Source organism: Pseudomonas sp. S1(2024) (assembly GCF_046557535.1).
Genome location: NZ_JBKGFP010000087.1, coordinates 48,536 through 70,334 on the forward strand (window position 1 = coordinate 48,536; position 21,799 = coordinate 70,334).

The window sequence follows — 21,799 nt, forward strand, 5'->3', positions numbered from 1 at the left end:
AACTGCATGCCTGTATTTGATCCATCCTCGCTCATCTGGGCCGTCGCCGCCGTTGCGACCGGTGGGGTAATCCTGCGCCCCTGGCGGGTGCCGGAATATGTCTGGGCAGTCGGCGCCGCTGTATTGCTGACCGCGTTTGGCCTGGTGCCACTACCCACGGCCCTCGGCGCTGTCGCCGAGGGTGGCGATGTTTACCTGTTTCTGATCGGTATGATGGTGCTGGCCGAACTGGCACGCCAGGAAGGGCTGTTCGACTGGCTGGCCATGTACGCGGTGCAGCATGCCCGGGGCTCCGGCCAGCGCCTGTTCGACCTGGTATTCCTGGTGGGGGTACTGGTAACGGTGTTCCTCTCCAACGATGCCACGGCTGTGGTGCTTACCCCAGCAGTGTATGCCGCATGCAGGGCGGCCAAGGCCGAGCCGCTGCCCTATCTGTTCATCTGTGCCTTCATCGCCAATGCCGCCAGTTTTGTGCTGCCCATTTCCAACCCGGCCAACCTGGTAGTGTTCGGCAGCCAGATGCCGCCGTTGCTGGATTGGCTGCGGCAGTTCACCTTGCCGTCGCTTGCGGCCATCGGCCTGACCTACCTGGTGCTGCGGCTGGCCCAACGCAAACAGATACGCCAGCCCCTGGCAACGACTATCGACATGCAACCGCTGTCCAGCGGTGCACGCTTGTGCGCGCTGGGTATCGTGCTGACAGGCGCCCTGTTGCTGCTGACCTCCGCCCTGGACCGGCAGCTCGGCTTGCCCACCTTCTGCGCCGGCATCGCCACGGCCGGGCTGATCCACCTGCGCCAGCGGCGCAACCCGATGCCGGTGCTCAAAGGTGTGGCATGGGGCGTACTGCCGTTGGTCGCGGGCCTGTTCGTGCTGGTGGAAGCGGTGGCACAGACGGGTGTGATCGAGCACCTGGCCCATGGCTTGGCCGCGCTGGCGCGCAGCTCCGAGCACCAGGCGAGCTGGGGCGCCGGCGTGGTCGCGGCTATCGCCGGCAACCTGATGAACAATCTGCCGACCGGCCTGATCGCAGGCTCCGTTGGCCATATTGTCGATTTACCCGCGAGAACCACTGCGGCGCTGCTGATTGGCGTCGACCTCGGGCCGAACCTGTCGATTACCGGCTCCCTGGCCACTTTGCTCTGGCTGGTTGCCGTTCGCCGTGAAGGCGAACACGTCGGTGCCTTGGACTTCCTGCGCCTGGGGGCGCTGGTAATGCCGCCTGCCTTGATCGGGGCGTTGGGGTTGCTTCATTTGTGAAGCGCTCGCAAGCGGTCCGCGTACCGTGTGGGAGCGGGCGTGCCCGCGAAGAATCCAACGCGGTGCCTGGCACCGGCTGCGCCGGTGTTCGCGGCGGTTCGATGCCTCGACACGCCCGCGCCCACTAGGTCACTGCCAACTCAATGAGTTATGTGTTGTGGAGAGCGTGGGAGGCGCCGGGCAATTTACGCCTTGAACAAACGCTCGGCGATGAAGTCGACGAACACACGGATCTTCGGCGACAGGTGGCGGCTCGATTGCCACAGCGCCCAGAACTGGCCCTGGTCGGAGGTATGCGCATCAAGCAGGCTTTCCAAGGCGCCAGTCCTGACCGATTCACGTACCAGAAAGTCCGGCATGTAGGCGATACCATGGCCGTCCACCGCAGCCATCAGCATTGCCTCCATGTTGTTCAGCGTCAGCACCGTGGGTAAGCGCAACTGGGTAATCTCGGGATCGGCGCCGAGGCTCCAGTCCATGATCTTGCCGGTCGTGACAAAGCGATAGCGCAGGCAGTCGTGTCGCTCCAGGTCGGCTAGCGTCTGGGGCCGCCCCTTGCGTGCCAGGTAGGTAGGCGCTGCGCACATGACAAAGCGGAACGGCCCGAGCTTGCGCGACATCAATTTTGAATCGGCTAGCCCACCACTGCGGATCACCACATCGAAGCCATCGTCGATCAGGTCGACCAAGTGGTCGTTGAAGTCCATTTCCAGTTCGATTTCAGGGTATGCCTTGCGAAAAGCCGGCATCAACGGCAGCAGAAAACGGTAGCCGATGGTCGGGAGGCTGACCCGCAAGCGACCACGCGGGGCCTGTATCGCATGGGACAGCATGGCCTCCGCATCCTGGAGGTCGTCGAGGATACGCCGGCAGCGCTCATAGAACAGCTGGCCTTCCGCCGTCAGGCTGACCTTGCGCGTACTGCGCTGGAACAGCCGCACCTTCAACGAACTCTCCAGGCGGGCAACGTTCTTGCCAACCGCCGATGCGGAAATACCCATCGCCCGCGCCGCGCTGACAAAGCTCAACGACTCGGCGGTTTTCACGAAGGCGAGGATGCCGTTCAGGCTTTCCATGGCATTACTTCCCTTTTGTCCATTATGAGTGGAGTTCCAGCCTGTTTATCCAGCATTGCGGCCACTATAGATTTAACGCACACGGAGCTACAACAGGAGGGATAGCGCAATGGATCAGGCTACTGATCACACCCCGCACGCGGGCCGTTACCATGTTCTGGCAGCCATCTGCCTGGCCGCCCTGGTGCTGCCGCTGAGTTTCACCGGTGGCGCCGTGGCCACGCCTGCCATCGGCAAGGCCTTCGATGCCGAGCCGTCCTCGCTTACCTGGATCACCAACGCCTTCATGCTCAGTTTCGGCAGCCTGCTGATGGCAGCCGGAACCCTGTCGGACATTTACGGGCGAAAGCGCCTGTTCACGCTGGGCCTGGCCCTGTTCGTCATCGTCAGCATCCTGCTGGCGAGCGTCTACAGCATTGTCTGGCTTGATGCCCTGCGGGCGGTGCAGGGCGTTGCCGCCGCCGCTGCCCTGGCCAGCGGTTCCGCCGCCTTGGCCCAAGAGTTCGAGGACCAGGCCCGCACGCGCGCGTTCAGCCTGCTTGGCACCACGTTCGGGCTGGGCCTGGCGTTCGGGCCGATGGTCAGCGGCCTGCTGATCGAACAGTTCGGCTGGCGCTCGATCTTCGTCAGCACCGCGGCCCTTGCTGCGATCTCGCTGCTGGCAGCGTTGTCACGGATGCGCGAAAGTTTCAACCCCGAAGCGCCCAAGCTGGACCTGCCCGGTGTGCTTGCCTTCTCGAGCATGCTCGCACTGTTTACCACTGCGATCATCCTGGGGCCGCAGGCCGGCTGGCGCTCCCCGCTGATCCTGGGCCTGTTCGGCGGCGCGGCACTGAGCTTGCTGGCGTTCGTGACCATCGAGCTGCGCGCCAGGCAGCCGATGCTCGAGCTGAGCCTGCTGAAATACCCGCGCTTTGTCGGGGTGCAGATTCTGCCGATCGGCACCTGTTATTGCTACATCGTGCTGATCGTACTGCTTCCGTTTCGCTTGATCGGCGTAGAAGGCATCGCCCCGATGCAAAGCGGCCTGATCATGCTGGCACTGTCGGCGCCGATGCTGGTGGTCCCGCTGCTGGCCGCCTGGTTGACCCGCTGGGTAAGTGCTGGCGTGCTGTCGGCTGCAGGCTTCCTGGTGGCGGCTGCGGGGTTGTACCTGTTGGCCCATGCCGCTATTGGCGATTACCAGCAACTGGTGCTGGCAATGCTGGTGATTGGTATCGGCACCGGTTTCCCTTGGGGCCTGATGGACGGGCTGGCGGTTAGCGTGATCCCCAAAGAGCAGGCAGGCATGGCCGCCGGCATCTTCAACACCACCCGGGTAGCGGGCGAAGGTGTCGCCCTGGCGATCACCATCGCCCTGCTCACCGCGTTGGTAGGTAACAGTCTTGGGCGCGTACTGCCTGCCGGCGATTACAGCGAACTGGCGCAGCGCCTGGTGATGGGCGACCTGGGCCAGGTTCAGGGCGTCGATCCGTTGCTGCTGCAGGCTGCGTATCTGGACGGCTTCGGCACCTTGGTTCTGGTGCTGATCGGATTCACCGTGTTGTCGGCTGGAGCGGCGTTCTTCTTGCTTGGTCAAGACGAGCAGGCAAGGCGTGCCAAAGCGCCTCACAGCAGCCTGCCAGCCTCCGATTCGGTGCGGGGCTGACGACGGCATGGCGATTACACGCAACAACGGGATCTTGCCTAACGCTCAGGGGCCTGGCCGCTTCGCTCCATGACCTTCCCACACCGCTCACTGGCCAAACGGCTGATGATCCGGATCGCCTGATGGATACCGGCCGTGTTGCGAAAGCTCAGGTGGAGGTTGTGTTCGCACTCCAGCATTTCGCCGTGCTGGAGGGACTAGCGCGGTCCCTGTAGGAGCTGGCTTGCCTGCGATGGGCTGCGCAGCAGCCCCATAACCCTACCCGACAGGAATACACCACCAGAAGGCCATTAGCAGAAGGCCAGCCGCAAGCGTGATATCCGGCCCGCCGCTCATCAATGATCCTGCCTAACTAACAGGGTCCTGCCCGTTTCGCTCCATCACCTTCCCACACTGCTCACTGGCCAAACGGCTGATGATCCGGATCGCCTGGTGGATACCGGCAGTGTTGCGAAAACTCAGGTGGAGGTTGTGTTCGCAGTCCAGCATTTCGTCGTGCTGGAGGGACTAGCGCGGTCCCTGTAGGAGCTGGCTTGCCTGCGATGGGCTGCGCAGCAGCCCCATAACCGTACCCGACAGTAATAAACCACCAGGCGGCCTTGAGCAGAGGGCCAGCCGCAATGGTGATATCTGGCCCGCCGCTCATCAATGATCCTGCCTAACCAACAGGGTCCTGGCCGTTTCGCTCCATCACCTTCCCACACTGCTCACTGGCCAAACGGCTGACCGTGCCGTAGTGGCCGCCGCCGAACATGTCTTTCAGCGCCTGCGGCCCTGCGTAGCTCAATTGCCTGCCGTATCCGAAATTGCGGCCATCCCGCCTACCTACCAATGCCATGTCGATCACCTCATCGCCTGTTCTCTGATCCTCGCCCCACGTCATCCCGCCAAGAATGCTGAGTGTTATCAGGGATCAAGGCCCCTGCGACCTGTGGGGAGTGTCCACTACGCGGGACTGGCGGCTCCTTACGACCGGGAGCAAGGGCATCTCATGATCTGGCCTCCTGAGCACCGTTACCGGTGGGCGGGTGGAGGCAGCATTGGCTGACGAGACCAGTGCCTGAAGATCCTGAGCCATGTGCAAGCAGCACTGCGATGACCGGGGCATGCCTGACTGTCAATCAGGTGCAGTCCATTCCCTGGTCTGCGGCACCATCATCTACATGGCTGTTGCTGGTGACATCGGCGTTTGTCACGCCGATTGTCACGAGGGGGAATGCCGCAAAGCCTTGTGCGATCAGGGCTGCAGCAGTGGTAGAAGTGCCCGTCTCTTTCCAGAAGAAAGAGACGGGCACAGGTTGGCGCAATATTCGGTCAAGCGGATAGGTTGCTGCAGGGCAGCGAGGTACGGTGTGTCTGGCGCACGAGCGCCATAGGTGTAAGAGCATCCATCACATGGGTAGTGACCGGGCGAGCTGCCGGATGCGAATCGCCCTTGGGGAGAACCACCGCGAGAGCGGCGTGACCTTGAAGGCTCGGGTCACCTGGGGTGCTGTCAACGACAGCCTTTGCACTGTCTTTTCTACGCCCGCAATCCGAGGGGGTCAAGCGACTCGCCTGCAGGATTTTGTGGTTGAAAATGGCATGGGGCGTGTACGGAATCCCGTGGTTTCCAGTGGCCGATTTGGTGTTTTTGATATTTTTGGTGAGGTCCATCCAAACAGGGCGGCTTTGCAGCCCTGTTTGGATGGACCCGCATGGAAAGCGGATCACCGAACTTTCAAAGCCGTGCGCTCACTCGACTGCGCCACGCCTTGCTCTAAGGCTCGATACGTTTGCCCCGGTCTGATTCGCGAACTCATGCGGCGAGATATGCTCCTGCCGATTCGCTTCGAGGTAGCGGCTCCACCAACTCATGATCATTCGCCGTTCCTCCAGAAACTCGGCCTTGTGGATATACGCCGCCCGAACGTTGTTGCGCTCCCTATGGCTCATCTGCCGCTCAATAGCCGTCTCTGACCACAGCCCGGATTCGACCAAGGCACTGCACGCCATGGACCGGAAGCCATGCCCGCAGATTTCGGTCTTGGTGTCGTAGCCCATGTTCCGCAAAGCGCTGTTGACCGTGTTCTCGGACATAGGCTTCCACGAGCGAGCGTCACTGGTGAACACCAGATCGAAATACCCCGTGATCGCATGAATCTGTTCGAGCAACGCCACCGCTTGCGGTGACAGAGGGACAAGATGGATGTCTCCCGCCATCTTCGTTCCTCTGGTCGAATACGGTACGCCGTCCAACGCAGGTCGCGTATCCGGTATCTCCCATATGCCGCGCTTCAGGTCGAACTCACTCCAACGTGCGAAGCGCATTTCGCTGGAGCGTACGAACACATGCAGCGACAGCATGACTGTCAGCCGAGTGAGCGTGCGCCCTTTGTAGTTCTCGATGCGGTCCATCAACTCAGGCAGGCGTGACAGCGGGAGTGCTGGCCGATGCGTAACCCGTGGCGCGCTGATGAAGCCCTCAAGGTCATATGCCGGGTTCACCGTGATCAGCCGTAGCCTCTTCGCCTCACGCATGATGCTCTGCAGGTAGTTTTGTACCCTCAAAGCCACATCAATCGTGCCGCGCTTCTTTATCGCCTCAAGCGGCTGCATGAGGTCAAAGGTATCCAGATCAACGACGGCGCGTGCGCCGAGCAGCGGGAAAACGTGAGTCTTCAAACGACTCAGCACGGTCCTCGCATGGCCAGGCGCCCACTTCACGGACATTTCCTTATGCCAGTCCAAGGCAACGCGCTCGAATGTGTGGCCTCTGACAACCGCCTCGGCCTTGGCCTGTTGCTTGGACGCAATCGGATCAATGCCTTCAGCCAGCATCCGCTTAGTCTCCAGACGCTTCTGCCGAGCATCTGCGAGCCCGATGACGGGGTAGTTGCCAAACGAGGTCAGCCCCTCTCGCCCATCCGGTTTCACATACCGGAAGCGCCAGCCTTTGCGGCCATTGGGGTAAACGAGGAGGTAAAGACCGTCACCGTCGAAAAGCTTGTAGGGGCGGTCAGTAGGCTTGGCCGAGCGGCATGCGGTGTCGGTCAGGGGAGCAGTAGTACGAGCCATAAGGGTAAACCCCTTTATCGAATCGACTTTATCCCAAACGTTACCCCTAAATCGGCTGGCAGCTGTCGGAATCCGACGGAACGCCATAACGAAAAAACCCGCCAGAAGGCGGGTTTTACGGGGGTTCCAGAGATTTTGGTAGCCTTCACTGGAACCTGAACTGGTGCCGGAGACAGGAATCGAACCTGCGACCTTCGCGTTACGAGTGCGCTGCTCTACCGACTGAGCTACACCGGCGTGTAGCGCAACGTACCACTGCTCGCACCCGTTACGCAAACCCCTGTTTCCGCTAGTTTATTGCCCCCCCCTCAAGGCGCCTTGCACCCCTTCGGCGCCAGGTCTTCCTCGATGTTGGTCGTACACGCCCATCCGGTAGCCGAACGCGTCAGGGTCAGTGCCTTGCCCAGCACGGTCGCCGGCGCATCCACCAGCGTGCAAACGATGCTCCCAGTGCCATCCGCCGCCTTGCCGCTAGCCGTGATCGCACAATGCGCCGTCGCCGGCTGGCCACCCAACGCGGCCACATCCGCCACATCCTTCCCATCATTCAACCGCAGGTCCATCGCCGTCTTCAGCGCGCTGATCTCCAGCAACCCGGCCGCGGCCTTGGAGCGTGACTGGTGGTTGGTGTACATCGGTAAGGCGATGGTCGCCAGAATGCCGATGATCGCGACGACGATCATCAGTTCGATCAGGGTGATACCGCGTTGCCCTTTCATGAACGTTTTCCTTTTTGATACGCGTACTCGTTGAGGTCAGGCTCGACCCCGGCTGGCAGCGGCGCAGTAGGCCTGAACAGACACCTTTTGTCACCCCTGCCCGCTCGGGCGTCGTCTTCGCTGAACTACTCTAGTGAGCATCTCGGAAGCACGCCCTTGCATGGGCGCGGCAAGCTGTTTCCAGGCTTGTCGCACGGGCAGAAAAAGGACCTTGCATGACCCAACCCACACTCCTCTACACCTGGCACGGCACCGACGCCAACGGCGCGCCGGTCAGCGGGCAAACGTCCGGGCGCAGCCCGGCTTATGTGCGTGCCGGGCTGATCCGCCAGGGTATCAAGGTCGCCAGCTTGCGGCCTGCCGGTGGGCTGACGCTCAGTTTGCCGAAACGGCGGGCAAAGGCCGATCCGTCGGGGTTCAGCCGGCAGTTGGCGACCTTGCTCAAGGCCGGGGTGCCGCTGCTGCAGGCGTTCGAGGTGATGGGGCGCAGTGGCTGTGATGCGGCGCAGGCGGCATTGCTGGATAGATTGAAACAGGATGTGGCCTCGGGCCTGGGGCTGGCGGATGCGTTGCAGCGCCACCCGGGGTGGTTCGATGCGCTGTACTGCAACCTGGTGCGCGTCGGTGAGCAGTCCGGCACGCTCGACCGGCAGCTGGAACAGCTGGCAGGCATGCTGGAGCAGCGTCGGGTGCTGCACAAGAAGGTGCGCAAGGCGATGATCTACCCGTTGCTGCTGTTGCTGACGGGGTTGGGGGTGTCGGCGATCCTGTTGCTGGAGGTGATTCCGAAATTCGAGGGCATGTTCTCTGGCATGGGCGTGGCGTTGCCGGCATTTACCCAATGGGTGATCGACTTGTCCACAGGGCTGAGCCGCTTTGCGCCGCTGTTGCTGGTGATGGGCGTGGTGCTGGGTTTTGCCATGCGCCAGCTCTACCGGCAGCACGCGCCAGCGCGCCTGTGGATATCTCGCCGGGTGCTGGGCTTGCCGGTGTTTGGCACGCTGCTGGGGCAGGCGGCTCTGGCGCGGTTTGCGCGTAGCCTGGCAACGTCCTACGCCGCCGGGGTGCCGTTGCTGGATGCACTGGGCACGGTGGCCAGGGTCAGTGGCGGCGACCTGCATGAGCAGGCGGTGTTGCGGCTGCGCCAGGGCATGGCCAATGGGCAGGGGCTGCACCAGGCGATGGCCGCTGAGCCGCTGTTTCCGCCGCTGCTGGTGCAACTGACGGCCATCGGGGAATCCAGCGGCACGCTGGACCAGATGCTGGAAAAGGCCGCCAGCCATTACGAGGAACAGGTCAGCCAGGCGCTGGACCAGTTGACCAGCCTGCTGGAGCCGGCCATCGTGCTGGTCTTGGGCCTGCTGGTGGGCGGCCTGGTGGTGGCGATGTACCTGCCGATCTTCCAGTTGGGTAGCTTGATCTGAACATGACTTTATGGACTTTGCTGGCTGAGCAGCCGGCGTACTTTCTCACCTTGGCCACGGTGCTCGGCCTACTGGTGGGCAGTTTTCTCAACGTGCTGGTGTATCGCCTGCCGATCATGCTGGAGCGGCAATGGCAGCGTGAGGCGCAGGAAATGCTGGAGTTGCCGATCACGCCGCACGAGCGTTTCGACCTGTGGCTACCCGCCTCGCGCTGCCCGCATTGCGCGCATCGGATTCGCGCGTGGGAGAACATTCCGGTCATCAGCTACCTGGCCTTGCGCGGGCGTTGTTCAGCCTGCAAGACCCGCATAAGCCCGCGCTACCCATTGGTGGAGTTAGCCAGCGCGCTGCTGTCGCTGGTGGTGGCCTGGCGCTTTGGTGCTTCGCCCGAGGCCTTGCTGGCGCTGCCGCTGACCTGGTGCCTGCTGGCCCTGAGCCTGATCGATGCCGAGCACCAGTTGCTGCCGGATGCGCTGGTGCTGCCGATGCTGTGGCTGGGGCTGATCGTCAACGCCTTCGGCCTCTACATTCCGCTGACCAGCGCACTGTGGGGCGCGGTGGCCGGGTACCTCAGCCTGTGGACGGTGTACTGGGTGTTCAAGCTGGTTACCGGCAAGGAGGGCATGGGCTATGGCGACTTCAAGCTGATGGCGCTGATCGGGGCCTGGGGTGGCTGGCAGGTGTTGCCGTTGACCTTGCTGTTGTCGTCAGTGGTCGGGGCGCTGGCTGGGCTGTGCCTGTTGCGCTTGCGCCGCCATGCCATGGGCACGGCGATCCCGTTTGGCCCCTATCTGGCGATTGCGGGGTGGATTGCCGTGCTCTGGGGTGATGAAATATACGCCTCATACACAAACCTGCTTGGATTCTGATGACCACTGCGGCCTTTACCCCCTGGATTCTCGGCCTTACCGGCGGCATTGGTAGCGGCAAGAGCGCCGCTGCCGAGCGTTTCGTCGAGCTTGGCGTGCACCTGGTCGATGCCGACCAGGCGGCGCGCTGGGTGGTCGAGCCTGGCCGCCCGGCCCTGGCCAGCATCGTCGAGCGCTTTGGCGCCGGCGTACTGCAGGCGGACGGCCAACTCGATCGTTCGGCACTGCGCCAGCTGATATTCGCCGACCCGGCGCAGCGCAAATGGCTGGAGCAATTGCTGCACCCGCTGATCGGGCAGGAGATTTTCAGCTACCTGGCCAAGGCGGAGTCGCCGTATGCGGTGTATGTGTCGCCGCTGCTGATCGAGTCGGGCCAGCACCAGAAAACCCAACGGGTGCTGGTGATCGATGCGCCGCAGGAGCTGCAGGTGGCGCGTACCCTGGCGCGTGACAACACCAGCGCCGAGCAGGTGCAGGCCATTCTCAAGGCCCAGCTGGCCCGCGAGGAGCGCCTGCGCCATGCCGATGATGTGGTGGTCAATGACGGCGACCTGGCCGCGCTGCATGAGCAGATTGACCGCCTGCACCACTTTTACCTGACTTTACGAGGAGGCCAGCCATGAGCCAGCCGTTGACCGTCGATTGCCCGACCTGTGGCGCACCTGTGGAATGGAACGAGAAAAGCCCGTTCCGGCCATTCTGTTCGGACCGTTGCAAGCTGATCGACCTGGGGGCCTGGGCGGCGGAGGAGCACAAGATTCCGGGGGCGGAAGAGTCCGAGGATGAGCTGTACTCGGGGGATTTGGAGCCGCGGCATTGATCCGATAGCCAAGTGGCTGTGCGGGCCTTTTCGCGGGCATGCCCGCTCCCACAGGCAACCCCACAAGCTTCAAGACTGGCGCGGTACCTGTAGGAGCGGCCTTGTGTCGCGATGGGCCGCAAAGCGGCCCTCGATTTCAGCGTTAACCCAAAGTTCGCCGGGGCTGCTCCGCAGCCCTTTCGCGACACAAGGCCGCTCCTACAAGCAAGGACCGCACCGCTGCGGTGGCCTGGTTAGTTATCGATCATCCTCCTTCCACGGCGCCTGCAGATACCGCGTGCGGTTGAAGGTTTCCAGCCACTCCGGGCAAAACACCACCAGCGCGCTGATCACCGTGCCGTTGATGAACGCTTCGGGGAACATCATCAGCCACAGGTAGCCGACAAAATCGCTGAGCCACTCCGGCATGGCGAAGCGCCCGTCCAGCCACAACAGCCCCAGCGCGGTCGACAGGCAGGCCAGCACGGTCAGTGCCGCCGGGAAGAACCCTGAACAGAAGATATACACAAACAGGTTCCGCGGCTGGGCGCGCTCGACCCCTATCGCGCACGCCTCGGCGATCAGCACCGGCAGGCCAACCAGCAACAAGCCATTCACCCCCAGCGCCGCCAGGTCCTGACGCCCCAGCACCAGCAAACCGAGCTGGGCCATGAACCCGCCCAGCACTGCCAGTGGCCAGTCCAGCAACAGGGTTACCGCCGTCATGCCTATGAAGTGGTACGACACACCGGTATCGAAATCGCGCCGCACCAACCACAAGGCAAACAGGCAGAACACCGTGCCAAACAGCAGATGCTGGCGGCGCCGGTCAGTGAACAGCTCAACCCAGCGCACCTGGCTGACCGCCCAGATCAGCAACGGCACATATCCCAGCCAGCCAAGCGTAAGGGTGGTGCCCGACAACACCTGCGCGCTGATCACCTGACGAATGCCCCTTGCAGCCATGTGGATAAAGCCGAGTCTACACCCATTCTCCGTTTCATTCGGTTGCGCTAGGCTGGCACCCTCACTCAATGCAGGAAGCATTGCTCATGCCGGAAGGAATCAACCTCGCCCTGCTGCTGGCAGCAGCGCTCAACGCCATCATCGGCGTACTTCACCTGGTCATCATCGCCGTCGGGCCGCGCTGGTACCGTTTGTTCGGGGCCGGCGAGCGCATGGCCGTGGCCGCCGAAAACGGCCGCTGGTACCCAGGGCTGATCACCGCAGCCATCGCCTGCGTGCTGCTGGCCTGGTCGGGGTATGCGCTGTCAGCTGCCGGGGCCATCGGGCGGTTGCCCTTGCTGCTGCCGGCCATCTGCCTGATCACCTTGGTGTACCTGGCGCGCGGCCTGCTGGGGCCGATATTGCTGGCGGGTACCGGGCGCTCGCGGCGTTTCATCGTGGTCAGTTCGCTGATCTGCCTGGGGTTTGGCCTGGTGCACCTGCTTGGGGTGGTGCAGCAATGGCCAATACTGGGCTGATTTCTGCGCACAAACAGCATCTTATCGTCATCGATTAACAGCTAAGCTTGTCTGCATGGATGACTCAGACTACCTGCGCCTGCTTACCATCCAGGCGGAACAAGCCAATGCCTTTCTCTCCAACGCCCGCAAGTGGGAGCGGGAGCGTTGGGTGTGCCAACGCCTGTTGCAGGGGCTGAACATCCCCTATCGCAGCGAGGACTTCACCCCGGCCGGGCAAGAACCGCCAGACGTGCTGTTCCGCGACGCGGCGTTCGAGGTGTTTTTCGTGCTCGACGAGGGCCGCCGGCTCAACGATGAATGGCGCGAAGAACTGCAGCGCCGGCGCAGTGCGTTTTCCCTGGCGCAACTGGTGCGCCGCGAAGCGCGCCCGCGGCGCATCAGTGCCACCGAGCTGCTGGGGCGGCTGGCGCCGACCTTGCGCAAGAAGGCGCACAACTACCGGGAACGCGGGCTGGAACTGAACGAGCTGGATATCATTGCCTTCGCCAGCCTCAAGCGCGAAGTGCTCGACCTCAATACCCATTTCCCGCCGCCCACCGAATATCTGCGCCAGGGCTGGCGCTCGCTGTCACTGGTCGGGCCGACATTTGCCCGGGTGCTGTTCGCCCACCCCGATGCGCCGGACTTCCTGCGCGGCAACCTGGGCCGCAGCATTGTGTTCGACGTGGGCATCAGTCTTTGATCCACTGCAGCGAGTGTTTGCGATGGCGTACACTCGGCGCCAGAGATAGAAAGCCTTATCATTTGTTTCAAGCGCTTGCGTGAACGCTGTAGCGTTTACGCAGTCCCAAACGTCTACCTGACGAGGCCCCACCATGACCAGCCGCCTGAATCCGGAAGATCAGCGTCGTGTCGATGAGTATCTGCGAGCCCCCCAGCACCAAGTCGAGCGCAGGCCCTTCCGGCCGTGGCTGCTCCTTGTGCTGGTGGTGGCCGTGACCATCGGGTTGGGTCTCATCAGCCGCCTGCTCAGTGGACTGGTGCTATGAGCTGCTTCGCGCTCGCCCTCCCCTCGTGCAGTTTGCGGCCGGCCCCCGGGGCCACGAATTCCGTAAACCTTATGAGATATCCCCATGACTCATCGCATCGTGATTGTCGGCGGCGGCGCCGGCGGCCTGGAACTGGCGACCCGCCTGGGTAAAAGCCTGGGCAAGCGCAAGCAGGCCGAGATCACCCTGGTCGACGCCAACCTCACGCACATCTGGAAGCCTCTGCTGCACGAAGTGGCCGCCGGCTCGCTGAACTCCTCGGAAGACGAACTGAACTACGTGGCCCAGGCCAAGTGGAACCACTTCAACTTCCAGCTGGGGCGCATGAGCGGCCTGGACCGTGAAGGCAAACAGATTCAACTGGCCGCCACCCTCGACGAAGAGGGCCGCGAGCTGTTGCCTGCGCGCACCTTGGGCTACGACACCCTGGTCATTGCCGTGGGTTCCAACACCAACGACTTCGGCACCTTGGGCGCAGCGCAGCACTGCCTGTTCCTCGACACCCGCAAGCAGGCCGAGCGTTTCCACCAGCAGTTGCTCAACCACTACCTGCGTGCCCATGCCGGTGACGTGGCGAGCGAGAAGATCAGCGTGGCCATTGTCGGCGCCGGTGCCACCGGTGTGGAACTGGCAGCCGAGCTGCATCACGCGGCCCACGAACTGGCGGCCTATGGCCTGGACCGCATCCAGCCCAAGGACATGCACATCACCATTATCGAGGCCGGCCCGCGCGTACTGCCGGCGCTGCCAGAGCGCATCAGCGTGCCGGTGCACAAGACCCTGGAAAAGCTCGGGGTGAAGGTGATGACCAATGCCGCCGTCAGTGAAGTGACCGAGGATGGCCTGAAAACCAAAGACGGTGAAGTGATCCAGGCCAGTTTGAAAGTGTGGGCGGCTGGTATCCGTGCGCCGGCGTTCCTCAAGGACATCGATGGCCTGGAAACCAACCGCATCAACCAGCTGGTGGTGCGCCCTACCCTGCAAACCACGCGCGATGACAACATCTTTGCCTTCGGTGACTGCGCCGCCTGCCCGCAACCGGGTAGCGACCGCAACGTGCCGCCACGCGCCCAGGCGGCGCACCAGCAGGCTTCGATGCTGGCGCAGAGTTTGAAGGCGCGGCTGGAGAACAAGGCGCTGCCGACCTATGAGTACAAGGACTACGGCTCGCTGGTGTCGCTGTCGCGCTTCTCGGCGGTGGGCAACCTGATGGGTAACCTGATGGGCAGCGTGAAGCTGGAGGGCTGGCTGGCGCGGATGTTCTACGTGTCGCTGTACCGGATGCACCAGATGGCGTTGTACGGGTTCTTCCGTACGGCGTTGATGATGCTGGGTAGCAAGATTGGCCGGGGTACCGAGCCTAGGTTGAAGTTGCACTGACACTGAAGATTGCTGGGGGCGCTTTGCGCCCCTTTCGCGACACAAGGCCGCTCCTACAAACGACCGCGCAATATCTGCTTGCTGTAGGAGCGGCCTTGTGTCGCGATGGCCTGCAACGCAGGCCCAAAATTCTGGCAAAAAAAAAGGGCATCTCATGCGAGATGCCCTTTTTTTCATGGTGGGTCGTGTAGGATTCGAACCTACGACCAATTGGTTAAAAGCCAACTGCTCTACCAACTGAGCTAACGACCCGGAAAATGGTCGGGGTGAGGGGATTCGAACTCCTGACATCCTGCTCCCAAAGCAGGCGCGCTACCGGACTGCGCTACACCCCGTGATACTTAAAGAAAAAGGGCATCTCGCTTGAGATGCCCTTTTTACATGGTGGGTCGTGTAGGATTCGAACCTACGACCAATTGGTTAAAAGCCAACTGCTCTACCAACTGAGCTAACGACCCGGAAAATGGTCGGGGTGAGGGGATTCGAACTCCTGACATCCTGCTCCCAAAGCAGGCGCGCTACCGGACTGCGCTACACCCCGAGATTGGCTCCGCGACCTGGACTCGAACCAGGGACCCAATGATTAACAGTCATTTGCTCTACCGACTGAGCTATCGCGGAACTGAACTTCGGTACATCTTTACAGCTTCGAAGCTTGTGTTAGCTTCGGTCTCTTTGGCTATCCGCTTTCACGTTGCAGCTGCTGAGGCCGGCTATTCTACATTCTTCGTTTTGCTTGTCAACCACTTTTTTTCATTCAACTTACTGATTTGTAAGTTGTTTTGCGGTCACCGATGTTGCTGGTGATTCGCTTAGTGCCTGACAACGCGGCGTATATTAGGGGCACCCGATTTTAGATGCAAGCAAAAATTTCAAAAATTTCAGCTAGTTATCCAGAAGGCCGGAAAGGCCCGGATTTGCTGGGGCTGTGAGGGCCCCTTCGCGGGCATGCCCGCTCCCACAGGTACGGCACCGGTCCTCGGAATGTGTGTGAGGCCTGGGAGATACAGACAAAAAAAGCCCCGCAGATGCGGGGCTCATGGTGAAACAGATCAGCCGAAGACGATTTCGTCGCCTTCCACCTTGGCGGTAATCGCCGTCCCCGGCATGAACTTGCCTGCCAGGATCAACTGCGCCAACGGGTTTTCGATCCAGCGCTGGATCGCCCGCTTCAGTGGCCGTGCGCCGTATACCGGGTCGTAACCCACGGCAATCAGCTTGTCCAATGCCTCCGGGCTCAGGCTCAGCGACAGTTCGCGCTCCAGCAGACGGCTGCGCAGGCGGCCCAGCTGGATTTCGGTAATGCCGGCAATCTGCTCGCGGCCCAGTGGCTCGAACACCACCACTTCGTCGATACGGTTGATGAATTCCGGACGGAAGTGCGAACCCACCGCATCCATCACCGCCGCACGCTGTGCCTCGCGGTCACCCACCAGTTCCTGGATCTGCGCCGAGCCCAGGTTGGAGGTCATCACGATCACGGTGTTGCGGAAGTCCACGGTGCGCCCGTGGCTGTCGGTCAGGCGGCCGTCTTCCAGCACCTGCAGCAGCACGTTGAACACATCCGGGTGGGCCTTCTCCACCTCGTCCAGCAGCACCACCGAGTATGGCTTGCGCCGTACCGCCTCGGTCAGGTAACCGCCCTCTTCATACCCCACATAGCCTGGTGGGGCACCGATCAGGCGAGCCACGGAATGCTTCTCCATGAACTCGGACATGTCGATGCGCACCATTGCCTCTTCGGTGTCGAACAGGAACTCGGCCAGCGCCTTGCACAGCTCGGTCTTGCCCACCCCGGTCGGGCCGAGGAACAGGAACGAACCACTCGGCCGGTTCGGGTCGGACAGCCCGGCACGCGAACGGCGCACCGCGTTGGCCACGGCGGTTACCGCCTCGTTCTGGCCGATCACACGCTGGTGCAGCAGCTCTTCCATCTTCAGCAGCTTTTCACGCTCGCCTTCGAGCATCTTGGCCACCGGGATACCGGTCCACTTCGAGACCACTTCGGCAATTTCTTCCTCGGTGACCTTATTGCGCAGCAACTGGTTTTCGGTCTTGCCGTGCTGGTCGACCATCTGCAGGCTACGCTCCAAGTCCGGGATCACCCCGTACTGCAGCTCGGCCATGCGGCTGAGGTCGCCTTTACGACGGGCAGTTTCCAACTCCTGGCGGGCCTGCTCGATCTTTTGCTGGATCTGCGCCGAGCCCTGCACCTCAGCCTTCTCGGAGGCCCAGATTTCTTCCAGGTCGGCGTATTCACGCTCCAACCGGTCGATTTCCTCGGTCAGCTTCTCCAGGCGCTTTTTCGCCGCTTCGTCTTCTTCCTTCTTCAGCGCCTGCGACTCCACCTTCAGCTGGATCAGGCGACGGTCGAGGCGGTCGAGCACTTCCGGCTTGGAGTCGATCTCCATGCGGATGCGGCTGGCCGCTTCGTCGATCAGGTCAATGGCCTTGTCCGGCAGCTGACGGTCGGTGATGTAGCGGTGGCTGAGCTTGGCCGCAGCAATGATGGCGCCGTCGGTGATGGCCACCTTGTGGTGCACTTCATAGCGCTCTTTCAGGCCACGCAGGATGGCGATGGTGTCTTCCTCGCTCGGCTCCTCGACCAGCACCTTCTGGAAGCGGCGCTCCAGGGCAGCATCTTTTTCGATGAACTGGCGGTACTCGTTCAGCGTGGTGGCGCCAACGCAGTGCAGCTCGCCACGAGCCAGGGCCGGCTTGAGCATGTTGCCGGCGTCCATGGCGCCCTCGCCCTTGCCGGCGCCGACCATGGTGTGCAGTTCGTCGATGAACAGGATGATCTGGCCTTCCTGCTTGGACAGCTCGTTCAGCAGGCCTTTGAGGCGTTCTTCGAACTCGCCGCGGTACTTGGCACCGGCAATCAGCGCGCCCATGTCCAGCGCCAGCAGGCGCTTGCCCTTGAGGCCGTCCGGCACTTCACCATTGATGATGCGCTGGGCCAGGCCTTCGGCGATGGCGGTTTTACCTACGCCAGGCTCACCGATCAGCACCGGGTTGTTCTTGGTACGGCGTTGCAGCACCTGTACGGTACGGCGAATTTCGTCGTCACGGCCAATCACCGGGTCCAGCTTGCCTTCTTCGGCACGCTTGGTCAGGTCGACGGTGTACTTGTCCAGCGCCTGGCGCGATTCCTCGGCGTTGGCGTCATTGACCGCCGCACCGCCGCGCAGGTTGTTGATGGCGTTTTCCAGGGCCTTCTTGCTCACGCCCTGGCTCAACAACAGCTTGCCGAGCTTGCTGTTCTCGTCCATGGCAGCCAGCAGCACAAGTTCGCTGGAAATGAACTGGTCGCCCTTCTGCTGGGCCAGGCGGTCGGCCTGGTTGAGCAGGCGCGCCAGGTCCTGCGACATGTTTACGTCGCCGGTGGGGTTCTGGATTTTCGGCAGCTGGTCGAGTTCTTTCACCAGTGCCTGGCGCAGGCTGTTGATGTCGAAGCCTACCTGCATCAGCAGCGGCTTGATCGAGCCGCCCTGCTGCTCGAGCAATGCCTGCAACAGGTGCACCGGCTCGATGGCAGGGTGATCCATGCCAACCGCCAGGGATTGGGCATCGGATATCGCAAGCTGCAGCTTGCTGGTCAAACGGTCTATTCGCATGGGGGTACCTTCCTTTTAAAGGGCAGGTCGGAGCGATGGACAGCGCCTGTTTGTGAAGAAACCTGCCTGAGATGACCTTATAGATAAGGCTGATTCTGGAAGATTCAAGCGTAGCGGGGTTGACCAGGATCAACCTGTTGGATTAGTGCTGGGCCATTCGCGGGCATGCCCGCTCCTACAGGGAATCCGCAATGTTTGAAACCTGTGGATCGGGCGTGCCCGCGAAAAGGCCGGTGCAGGCTAGCGCGGCTCCAGCCACACCAGGGAAGCAAAGCGCCCCCCCTGCGGAGTACGGCGATAGGAGAAGAACCGCTCGTCGCTGACCGTGCACAAGCCACCGCCATGAACAGCAGTCACCCCACGCGCCGCCAAACGAATACGCGCCAGCTCATAGATGTCGGCCATCAACTTGCCCGGCCGGGCACCATCGACAAAGGCCCGGGCCGCTTCCGGGTGCACCGCAGTAAAGGCATCACGCACTTCCAGCCCCACTTCGAACGCCTGTGGGCCAATCGCCGGCCCCAGCCACACCAGCACCTCTTCGGGTGGCAGTGCCAGGCGATCCAAGGTGGCCTCCAGCACACCACCGGCCAGCCCGCGCCAGCCAGCATGCGCGGCCGCCACACGGGTACCGGCCCGGTCGCAGAACAGCGCTGGCAGGCAATCGGCAGTCATCACGGTGCAGGCAATGCCAGGCTGGTCGGTCCAGCTGGCGTCGGCCTCGGCCACCACAGCCGGGTCGGCATTTGCCACCACCAGCCCATGCACCTGCTTGAGCCAGGCCGGCTGGATGGCGAATTCGTCGCTCAGGCGACGACGGTTTTCGGCCACCGCGGCAGGGTCGTCCCCTACATGGTCGCCAAGGTTGAAGGTTTCATAGGGCGGCAGGCTGATGCCGCCCTGGCGGGTGGTGACACAGGCGCGCACCGAGGCCGGGGCCGGCCAGTCGGGGAACAGCAGCGACTGCGTCAGGCCACTCATCCGACAAAGCTCTCGCGGTCCTGGTTCAGCAGCGACAGCAACCAGACGAAGTCATCCGGCAGCGGCGATTCCCATTTCATGACTTCACCGGTAATCGGGTGGGCCAATGCCAGGAAGCGCGCATGCAGTGCCTGGCGCGGGAAGGTTTTCACCGCCTCGACCATGGTCGGGCTGGCTGCCGGCGGAATGCGGAAGCGCCCGCCGTAGGTCTGGTCGCCGACCAACGGGAAGCCAACGTGAGCCATGTGCACGCGAATCTGGTGGGTACGGCCGGTTTCCAGCTTGACCCGCACGTGGGTGTGCGAGCGGAAGCGCTTGAGCACACGGTAGTGGCTGACCGCCGGCTTGCCGCCGTCGGTGACCGCCATGCGCTGGCGCATGCCGCCGTGGCGGCCGATCGGGGCATCGATCTTGCCGCCGGCAGTGACCACGCCAATCACGATGCACTCGTAGATGCGGCTGACCTTGCGCGCCTGCATCTGCTCGACCAGCCGGGTCTGCGCCTGCAAGGTCTTGGCCACCACCATCAGGCCGGTGGTGTCCTTGTCCAGGCGGTGGACGATACCGGCGCGCGGTACGTTGACGATGTCAGGCACGTGGTGCAGCAGTGCATTGAGCAAAGTCCCGCTGGCATGCCCGGCGGCCGGGTGCACAACCAGCCCGGCAGGCTTGTTGATCACCATGATATGGTCGTCTTCGTAGACGATATCCAGCTCGATATCTTCGGCGACCCACTCGCCCTGGGCCTCTTGCTCGGCCTCCAGGACAAGTTGCGAGCCACCATAGACGAGGTCTCGAGGGCGCACCACGGCACCATCGACCGTCAGGCGGCCTTCTTTGATCCACGAAGTAAGCCGGGAACGCGAGTACTCGGCGAACAATTGGGCGGCGACCTGGTCGAGGCGTTGACCGCCCAGTTCGGACGGGACCTCTGCGCTAAGTTGAATGATCTCGGACATGCTCGATTCGGCGGGCGCACAGCCTTTGGTTTCGGCTGCGAGCTTGTGGTTAAATACGACTTCTTTTGTCCCGGGGTTGGCCGGGGCGCTCATCATAACAGGACGGCACCGCCCAAGACAGCGGCCGTCAAAGGGACGCAAGCCGCCATGCAAGTGAAACACCTGCTGCTGATCGCCATCCTCGGGCTCACCGCGGCCTGTTCCTCCAATAAAGAAGTGATTGACGAGAACCTCAGCGAGGCCGAGCTGTATCAGCAGGCGCAAGCTGACCTGGACAACTCCAGCTACACCAGCGCCGTGAACAAGCTCAAGGCCCTGGAGTCGCGCTACCCGTTCGGCCGCTATGCCGACCAGGCGCAGCTCGAGCTGATCTACGCCAACTACAAGAACTCCGAGCCCGAGGCTGCCAAGTCGGCTGCCGAGCGCTTCATCCGCCTGCACCCGCAGCACCCGAACGTCGACTACGCCTACTACCTCAAGGGCCTGACCTCGTTCGACCAGGACCGTGGCCTGGTGGCGCGCTTCCTGCCGCTGGACATGACCAAGCGTGACCCGGGTGCTGCCCGCGACTCGTACAACGAGTTCGCCCAGCTGACCAGCCGCTTCCCCAACAGCCGCTACGCCCCCGATGCCAAGCAGCGCATGATCTACCTGCGCAACCTGCTGGCGTCGTACGAAATCCATGTGGCCGACTACTACCTGAGCCGCCAGGCCTATGTAGCCGCTGCCAACCGTGGCCGCTACGTGGTAGAGAACTTCCAGGAAACCCCATCGGTCGGCGACGGCCTGGCGGTGATGGTCGAGGCGTACCAGAAGATGCACCTGGACGAACTGGCCGCCACCAGCCTGGAAACCCTCAAGCTCAACTACCCGGACCACCCGAGCCTGGTAGATGGCGAGTTCCAGCCAAAGCAGACCGAGTCTGACGGCCGCGGCTGGCTGTCCAAGGCGACCCTGGGCCTGATCGAAACCGAAACCCCGCTGCCACCGGGTGAAACCCGCGCCAACCAGGACGTGGTCAAGCAGTTCCAGGATGCACGTGACGAGATGCCGCGTGAGCTGCTGCCAACTGACGAGAACGGTGACCCGATCGTGCCGGAAGGGCCGAAGGAAGCCGAGAAGGACCGTTCCTGGTTCAGCTACATGACCTTTGGTCTGTTCGACTGATACGTAGCGGTACATGAAAGGGAGGCCCTGGGCCTCCCTTTTTTATTGGCCGCGTCCTAGACTGTCGGCTTCTTCAACCGACAAGCTGGACACCATGGTTCGCCTACTTTTCTGGATCGCCCTGATCGCCGCCGCGTTCTGGCTGTGGCGCAGGTTCAAAGCCAGCCAACAGTCGCACCCCGAGGCCAAGCTGGATGCGCCGCTGAAGATGGTGCGCTGCGCCCATTGCGGCGTACACCTGCCCAATGACCGGGCGCTGCAGCAGGGCAACGAGTGGTATTGCAGCCAGGCACACCTGCAGCAAGGGCCGGGGCAATCCCGTTAGAAACTGGGGCTGCTTTGCAGCCCTTTCGCGACACAAGGCCGC

Annotated in this window: 19 protein-coding genes, 6 tRNA genes and 1 pseudogene; 12 read left to right on the plus strand and 14 right to left on the minus strand. The window is 62.4% G+C overall.

Annotated features, from left to right (window positions below; genetic code table 11):
• Positions 1-6: 6 nt before the first annotated feature.
• On the plus strand, positions 7-1,260 hold the full coding sequence (locus ACLCGK_RS24060; RefSeq protein WP_330142726.1) for an arsenic transporter: 1,254 nt from the start codon (positions 7-9) through the stop codon (positions 1,258-1,260).
• A 185-nt stretch (positions 1,261-1,445) separates the two neighbouring features.
• Here ACLCGK_RS24060 and ACLCGK_RS24065 read toward each other — a convergent pair whose 3' ends face one another.
• The gene (locus ACLCGK_RS24065; protein WP_410952064.1) at positions 1,446-2,336 is read right to left on the minus strand and encodes a LysR substrate-binding domain-containing protein; all 891 of its coding nucleotides are present in this window, start codon (positions 2,334-2,336) and stop codon (positions 1,446-1,448) included.
• 109 nt (positions 2,337-2,445) lie between these two features.
• Between ACLCGK_RS24065 and ACLCGK_RS24070 the strand changes: the two genes are divergently transcribed.
• On the plus strand, positions 2,446-3,984 hold the full coding sequence (locus ACLCGK_RS24070; protein ID WP_410952065.1) for an MFS transporter: 1,539 nt from the start codon (positions 2,446-2,448) through the stop codon (positions 3,982-3,984).
• A gap of 724 nt (positions 3,985-4,708) precedes the next feature.
• Here ACLCGK_RS24070 and ACLCGK_RS24075 read toward each other — a convergent pair.
• The 4 genes and pseudogenes from ACLCGK_RS24075 to ACLCGK_RS24090 form a co-directional block, all read right to left on the minus strand.
• Positions 4,709-4,822: pseudogene (locus ACLCGK_RS24075) on the minus strand (integrase); the annotation flags it as partial.
• A gap of 896 nt (positions 4,823-5,718) precedes the next feature.
• On the minus strand, positions 5,719-7,041 hold the full coding sequence (locus ACLCGK_RS24080; RefSeq protein WP_410952066.1) for a tyrosine-type recombinase/integrase: 1,323 nt from the start codon (positions 7,039-7,041) through the stop codon (positions 5,719-5,721).
• 161 nt (positions 7,042-7,202) lie between these two features.
• Positions 7,203-7,278: transfer RNA gene (locus ACLCGK_RS24085), tRNA-Thr, on the minus strand.
• 71 nt (positions 7,279-7,349) lie between these two features.
• The gene (locus ACLCGK_RS24090) at positions 7,350-7,760 is read right to left on the minus strand and encodes a pilin (protein WP_075043667.1); all 411 of its coding nucleotides are present in this window, start codon (positions 7,758-7,760) and stop codon (positions 7,350-7,352) included.
• A 215-nt stretch (positions 7,761-7,975) separates the two neighbouring features.
• Between ACLCGK_RS24090 and ACLCGK_RS24095 the strand changes: the two genes are divergently transcribed.
• Genes ACLCGK_RS24095 through yacG form a run of 4 tightly spaced genes read left to right on the plus strand, consistent with a single transcriptional unit; the run spans position 7,976 to position 10,873 of the window.
• A complete protein-coding gene (locus ACLCGK_RS24095) occupies positions 7,976-9,184 on the plus strand; it encodes a type II secretion system F family protein (protein ID WP_410952067.1) in 1,209 nt (402 codons plus the stop codon).
• 2 nt (positions 9,185-9,186) lie between these two features.
• Positions 9,187-10,053: a prepilin peptidase gene (locus ACLCGK_RS24100; protein ID WP_410952068.1), complete on the plus strand. Its 867-nt coding sequence runs from the start codon at positions 9,187-9,189 to the stop codon at positions 10,051-10,053.
• On the plus strand, positions 10,053-10,676 hold the full coding sequence (coaE, locus tag ACLCGK_RS24105; protein WP_023660627.1) for a dephospho-CoA kinase: 624 nt from the start codon (positions 10,053-10,055) through the stop codon (positions 10,674-10,676). Before ACLCGK_RS24100 ends, coaE begins: the two co-directional genes overlap by 1 nt.
• On the plus strand, positions 10,673-10,873 hold the full coding sequence (gene yacG / locus ACLCGK_RS24110; RefSeq protein ID WP_003260624.1) for a DNA gyrase inhibitor YacG: 201 nt from the start codon (positions 10,673-10,675) through the stop codon (positions 10,871-10,873). The genes coaE and yacG overlap by 4 nt, the downstream gene beginning before the upstream one ends.
• Before the next feature lie 237 nt (positions 10,874-11,110).
• On the opposite strand, the gene ACLCGK_RS24115 is transcribed toward yacG, so the two are convergent.
• Positions 11,111-11,818: an energy-coupling factor ABC transporter permease gene (locus ACLCGK_RS24115; RefSeq protein ID WP_043935298.1), complete on the minus strand. Its 708-nt coding sequence runs from the start codon at positions 11,816-11,818 to the stop codon at positions 11,111-11,113.
• An 86-nt stretch (positions 11,819-11,904) separates the two neighbouring features.
• Between ACLCGK_RS24115 and ACLCGK_RS24120 the strand changes: the two genes are divergently transcribed.
• The 4 genes from ACLCGK_RS24120 (at position 11,905) to ACLCGK_RS24135 (ending at position 14,708) form a co-directional block, all read left to right on the plus strand.
• Positions 11,905-12,336, plus strand: coding sequence for a hypothetical protein (locus tag ACLCGK_RS24120; protein WP_015268860.1), 432 nt, complete (start codon positions 11,905-11,907; stop codon positions 12,334-12,336).
• Positions 12,337-12,391: 55 nt separating this feature from the next.
• The gene (locus ACLCGK_RS24125) at positions 12,392-13,021 is read left to right on the plus strand and encodes a DUF1780 domain-containing protein (protein WP_013970766.1); all 630 of its coding nucleotides are present in this window, start codon (positions 12,392-12,394) and stop codon (positions 13,019-13,021) included.
• Between the two features lie 133 nt (positions 13,022-13,154).
• Positions 13,155-13,328, plus strand: a complete 174-nt coding sequence (locus ACLCGK_RS24130) for a DUF3094 family protein (RefSeq protein ID WP_013970765.1) — start codon at positions 13,155-13,157, stop codon at positions 13,326-13,328.
• 84 nt (positions 13,329-13,412) lie between these two features.
• Complete coding sequence (locus ACLCGK_RS24135; RefSeq protein ID WP_003260618.1) at positions 13,413-14,708, plus strand: NAD(P)/FAD-dependent oxidoreductase; 1,296 nt, start codon at positions 13,413-13,415, stop codon at positions 14,706-14,708.
• Positions 14,709-14,884: 176 nt separating this feature from the next.
• Here the strand turns inward: ACLCGK_RS24135 and ACLCGK_RS24140 are convergent.
• The 8 genes from ACLCGK_RS24140 to rluD all read right to left on the minus strand — a co-directional run bounded on the left by ACLCGK_RS24140 (position 14,885) and on the right by rluD (position 20,265).
• A tRNA-Lys gene (locus ACLCGK_RS24140) sits at positions 14,885-14,960 on the minus strand.
• 6 nt (positions 14,961-14,966) lie between these two features.
• Positions 14,967-15,043: transfer RNA gene (locus ACLCGK_RS24145), tRNA-Pro, on the minus strand.
• 47 nt (positions 15,044-15,090) lie between these two features.
• Positions 15,091-15,166, minus strand: a tRNA-Lys gene (locus ACLCGK_RS24150).
• A 6-nt stretch (positions 15,167-15,172) separates the two neighbouring features.
• Positions 15,173-15,249: transfer RNA gene (locus tag ACLCGK_RS24155), tRNA-Pro, on the minus strand.
• A 4-nt stretch (positions 15,250-15,253) separates the two neighbouring features.
• Positions 15,254-15,329, minus strand: a tRNA-Asn gene (locus ACLCGK_RS24160).
• Positions 15,330-15,760: 431 nt separating this feature from the next.
• Positions 15,761-18,325, minus strand: coding sequence for an ATP-dependent chaperone ClpB (gene clpB, locus ACLCGK_RS24165; protein ID WP_015268858.1), 2,565 nt, complete (start codon positions 18,323-18,325; stop codon positions 15,761-15,763).
• 240 nt (positions 18,326-18,565) lie between these two features.
• On the minus strand, positions 18,566-19,306 hold the full coding sequence (gene pgeF / locus ACLCGK_RS24170; protein ID WP_100413058.1) for a peptidoglycan editing factor PgeF: 741 nt from the start codon (positions 19,304-19,306) through the stop codon (positions 18,566-18,568).
• The gene (rluD, locus tag ACLCGK_RS24175; protein WP_025337605.1) at positions 19,303-20,265 is read right to left on the minus strand and encodes a 23S rRNA pseudouridine(1911/1915/1917) synthase RluD; all 963 of its coding nucleotides are present in this window, start codon (positions 20,263-20,265) and stop codon (positions 19,303-19,305) included. The genes pgeF and rluD overlap by 4 nt, the downstream gene beginning before the upstream one ends.
• A 147-nt stretch (positions 20,266-20,412) precedes the next feature.
• On the opposite strand from rluD, the gene ACLCGK_RS24180 reads away from it, so the two are divergent.
• Positions 20,413-21,432: an outer membrane protein assembly factor BamD gene (locus ACLCGK_RS24180; RefSeq protein WP_013970761.1), complete on the plus strand. Its 1,020-nt coding sequence runs from the start codon at positions 20,413-20,415 to the stop codon at positions 21,430-21,432.
• 94 nt (positions 21,433-21,526) lie between these two features.
• The gene (locus ACLCGK_RS24185) at positions 21,527-21,757 is read left to right on the plus strand and encodes a PP0621 family protein (RefSeq protein WP_410952070.1); all 231 of its coding nucleotides are present in this window, start codon (positions 21,527-21,529) and stop codon (positions 21,755-21,757) included.
• Positions 21,758-21,799 lie beyond the last annotated feature (42 nt).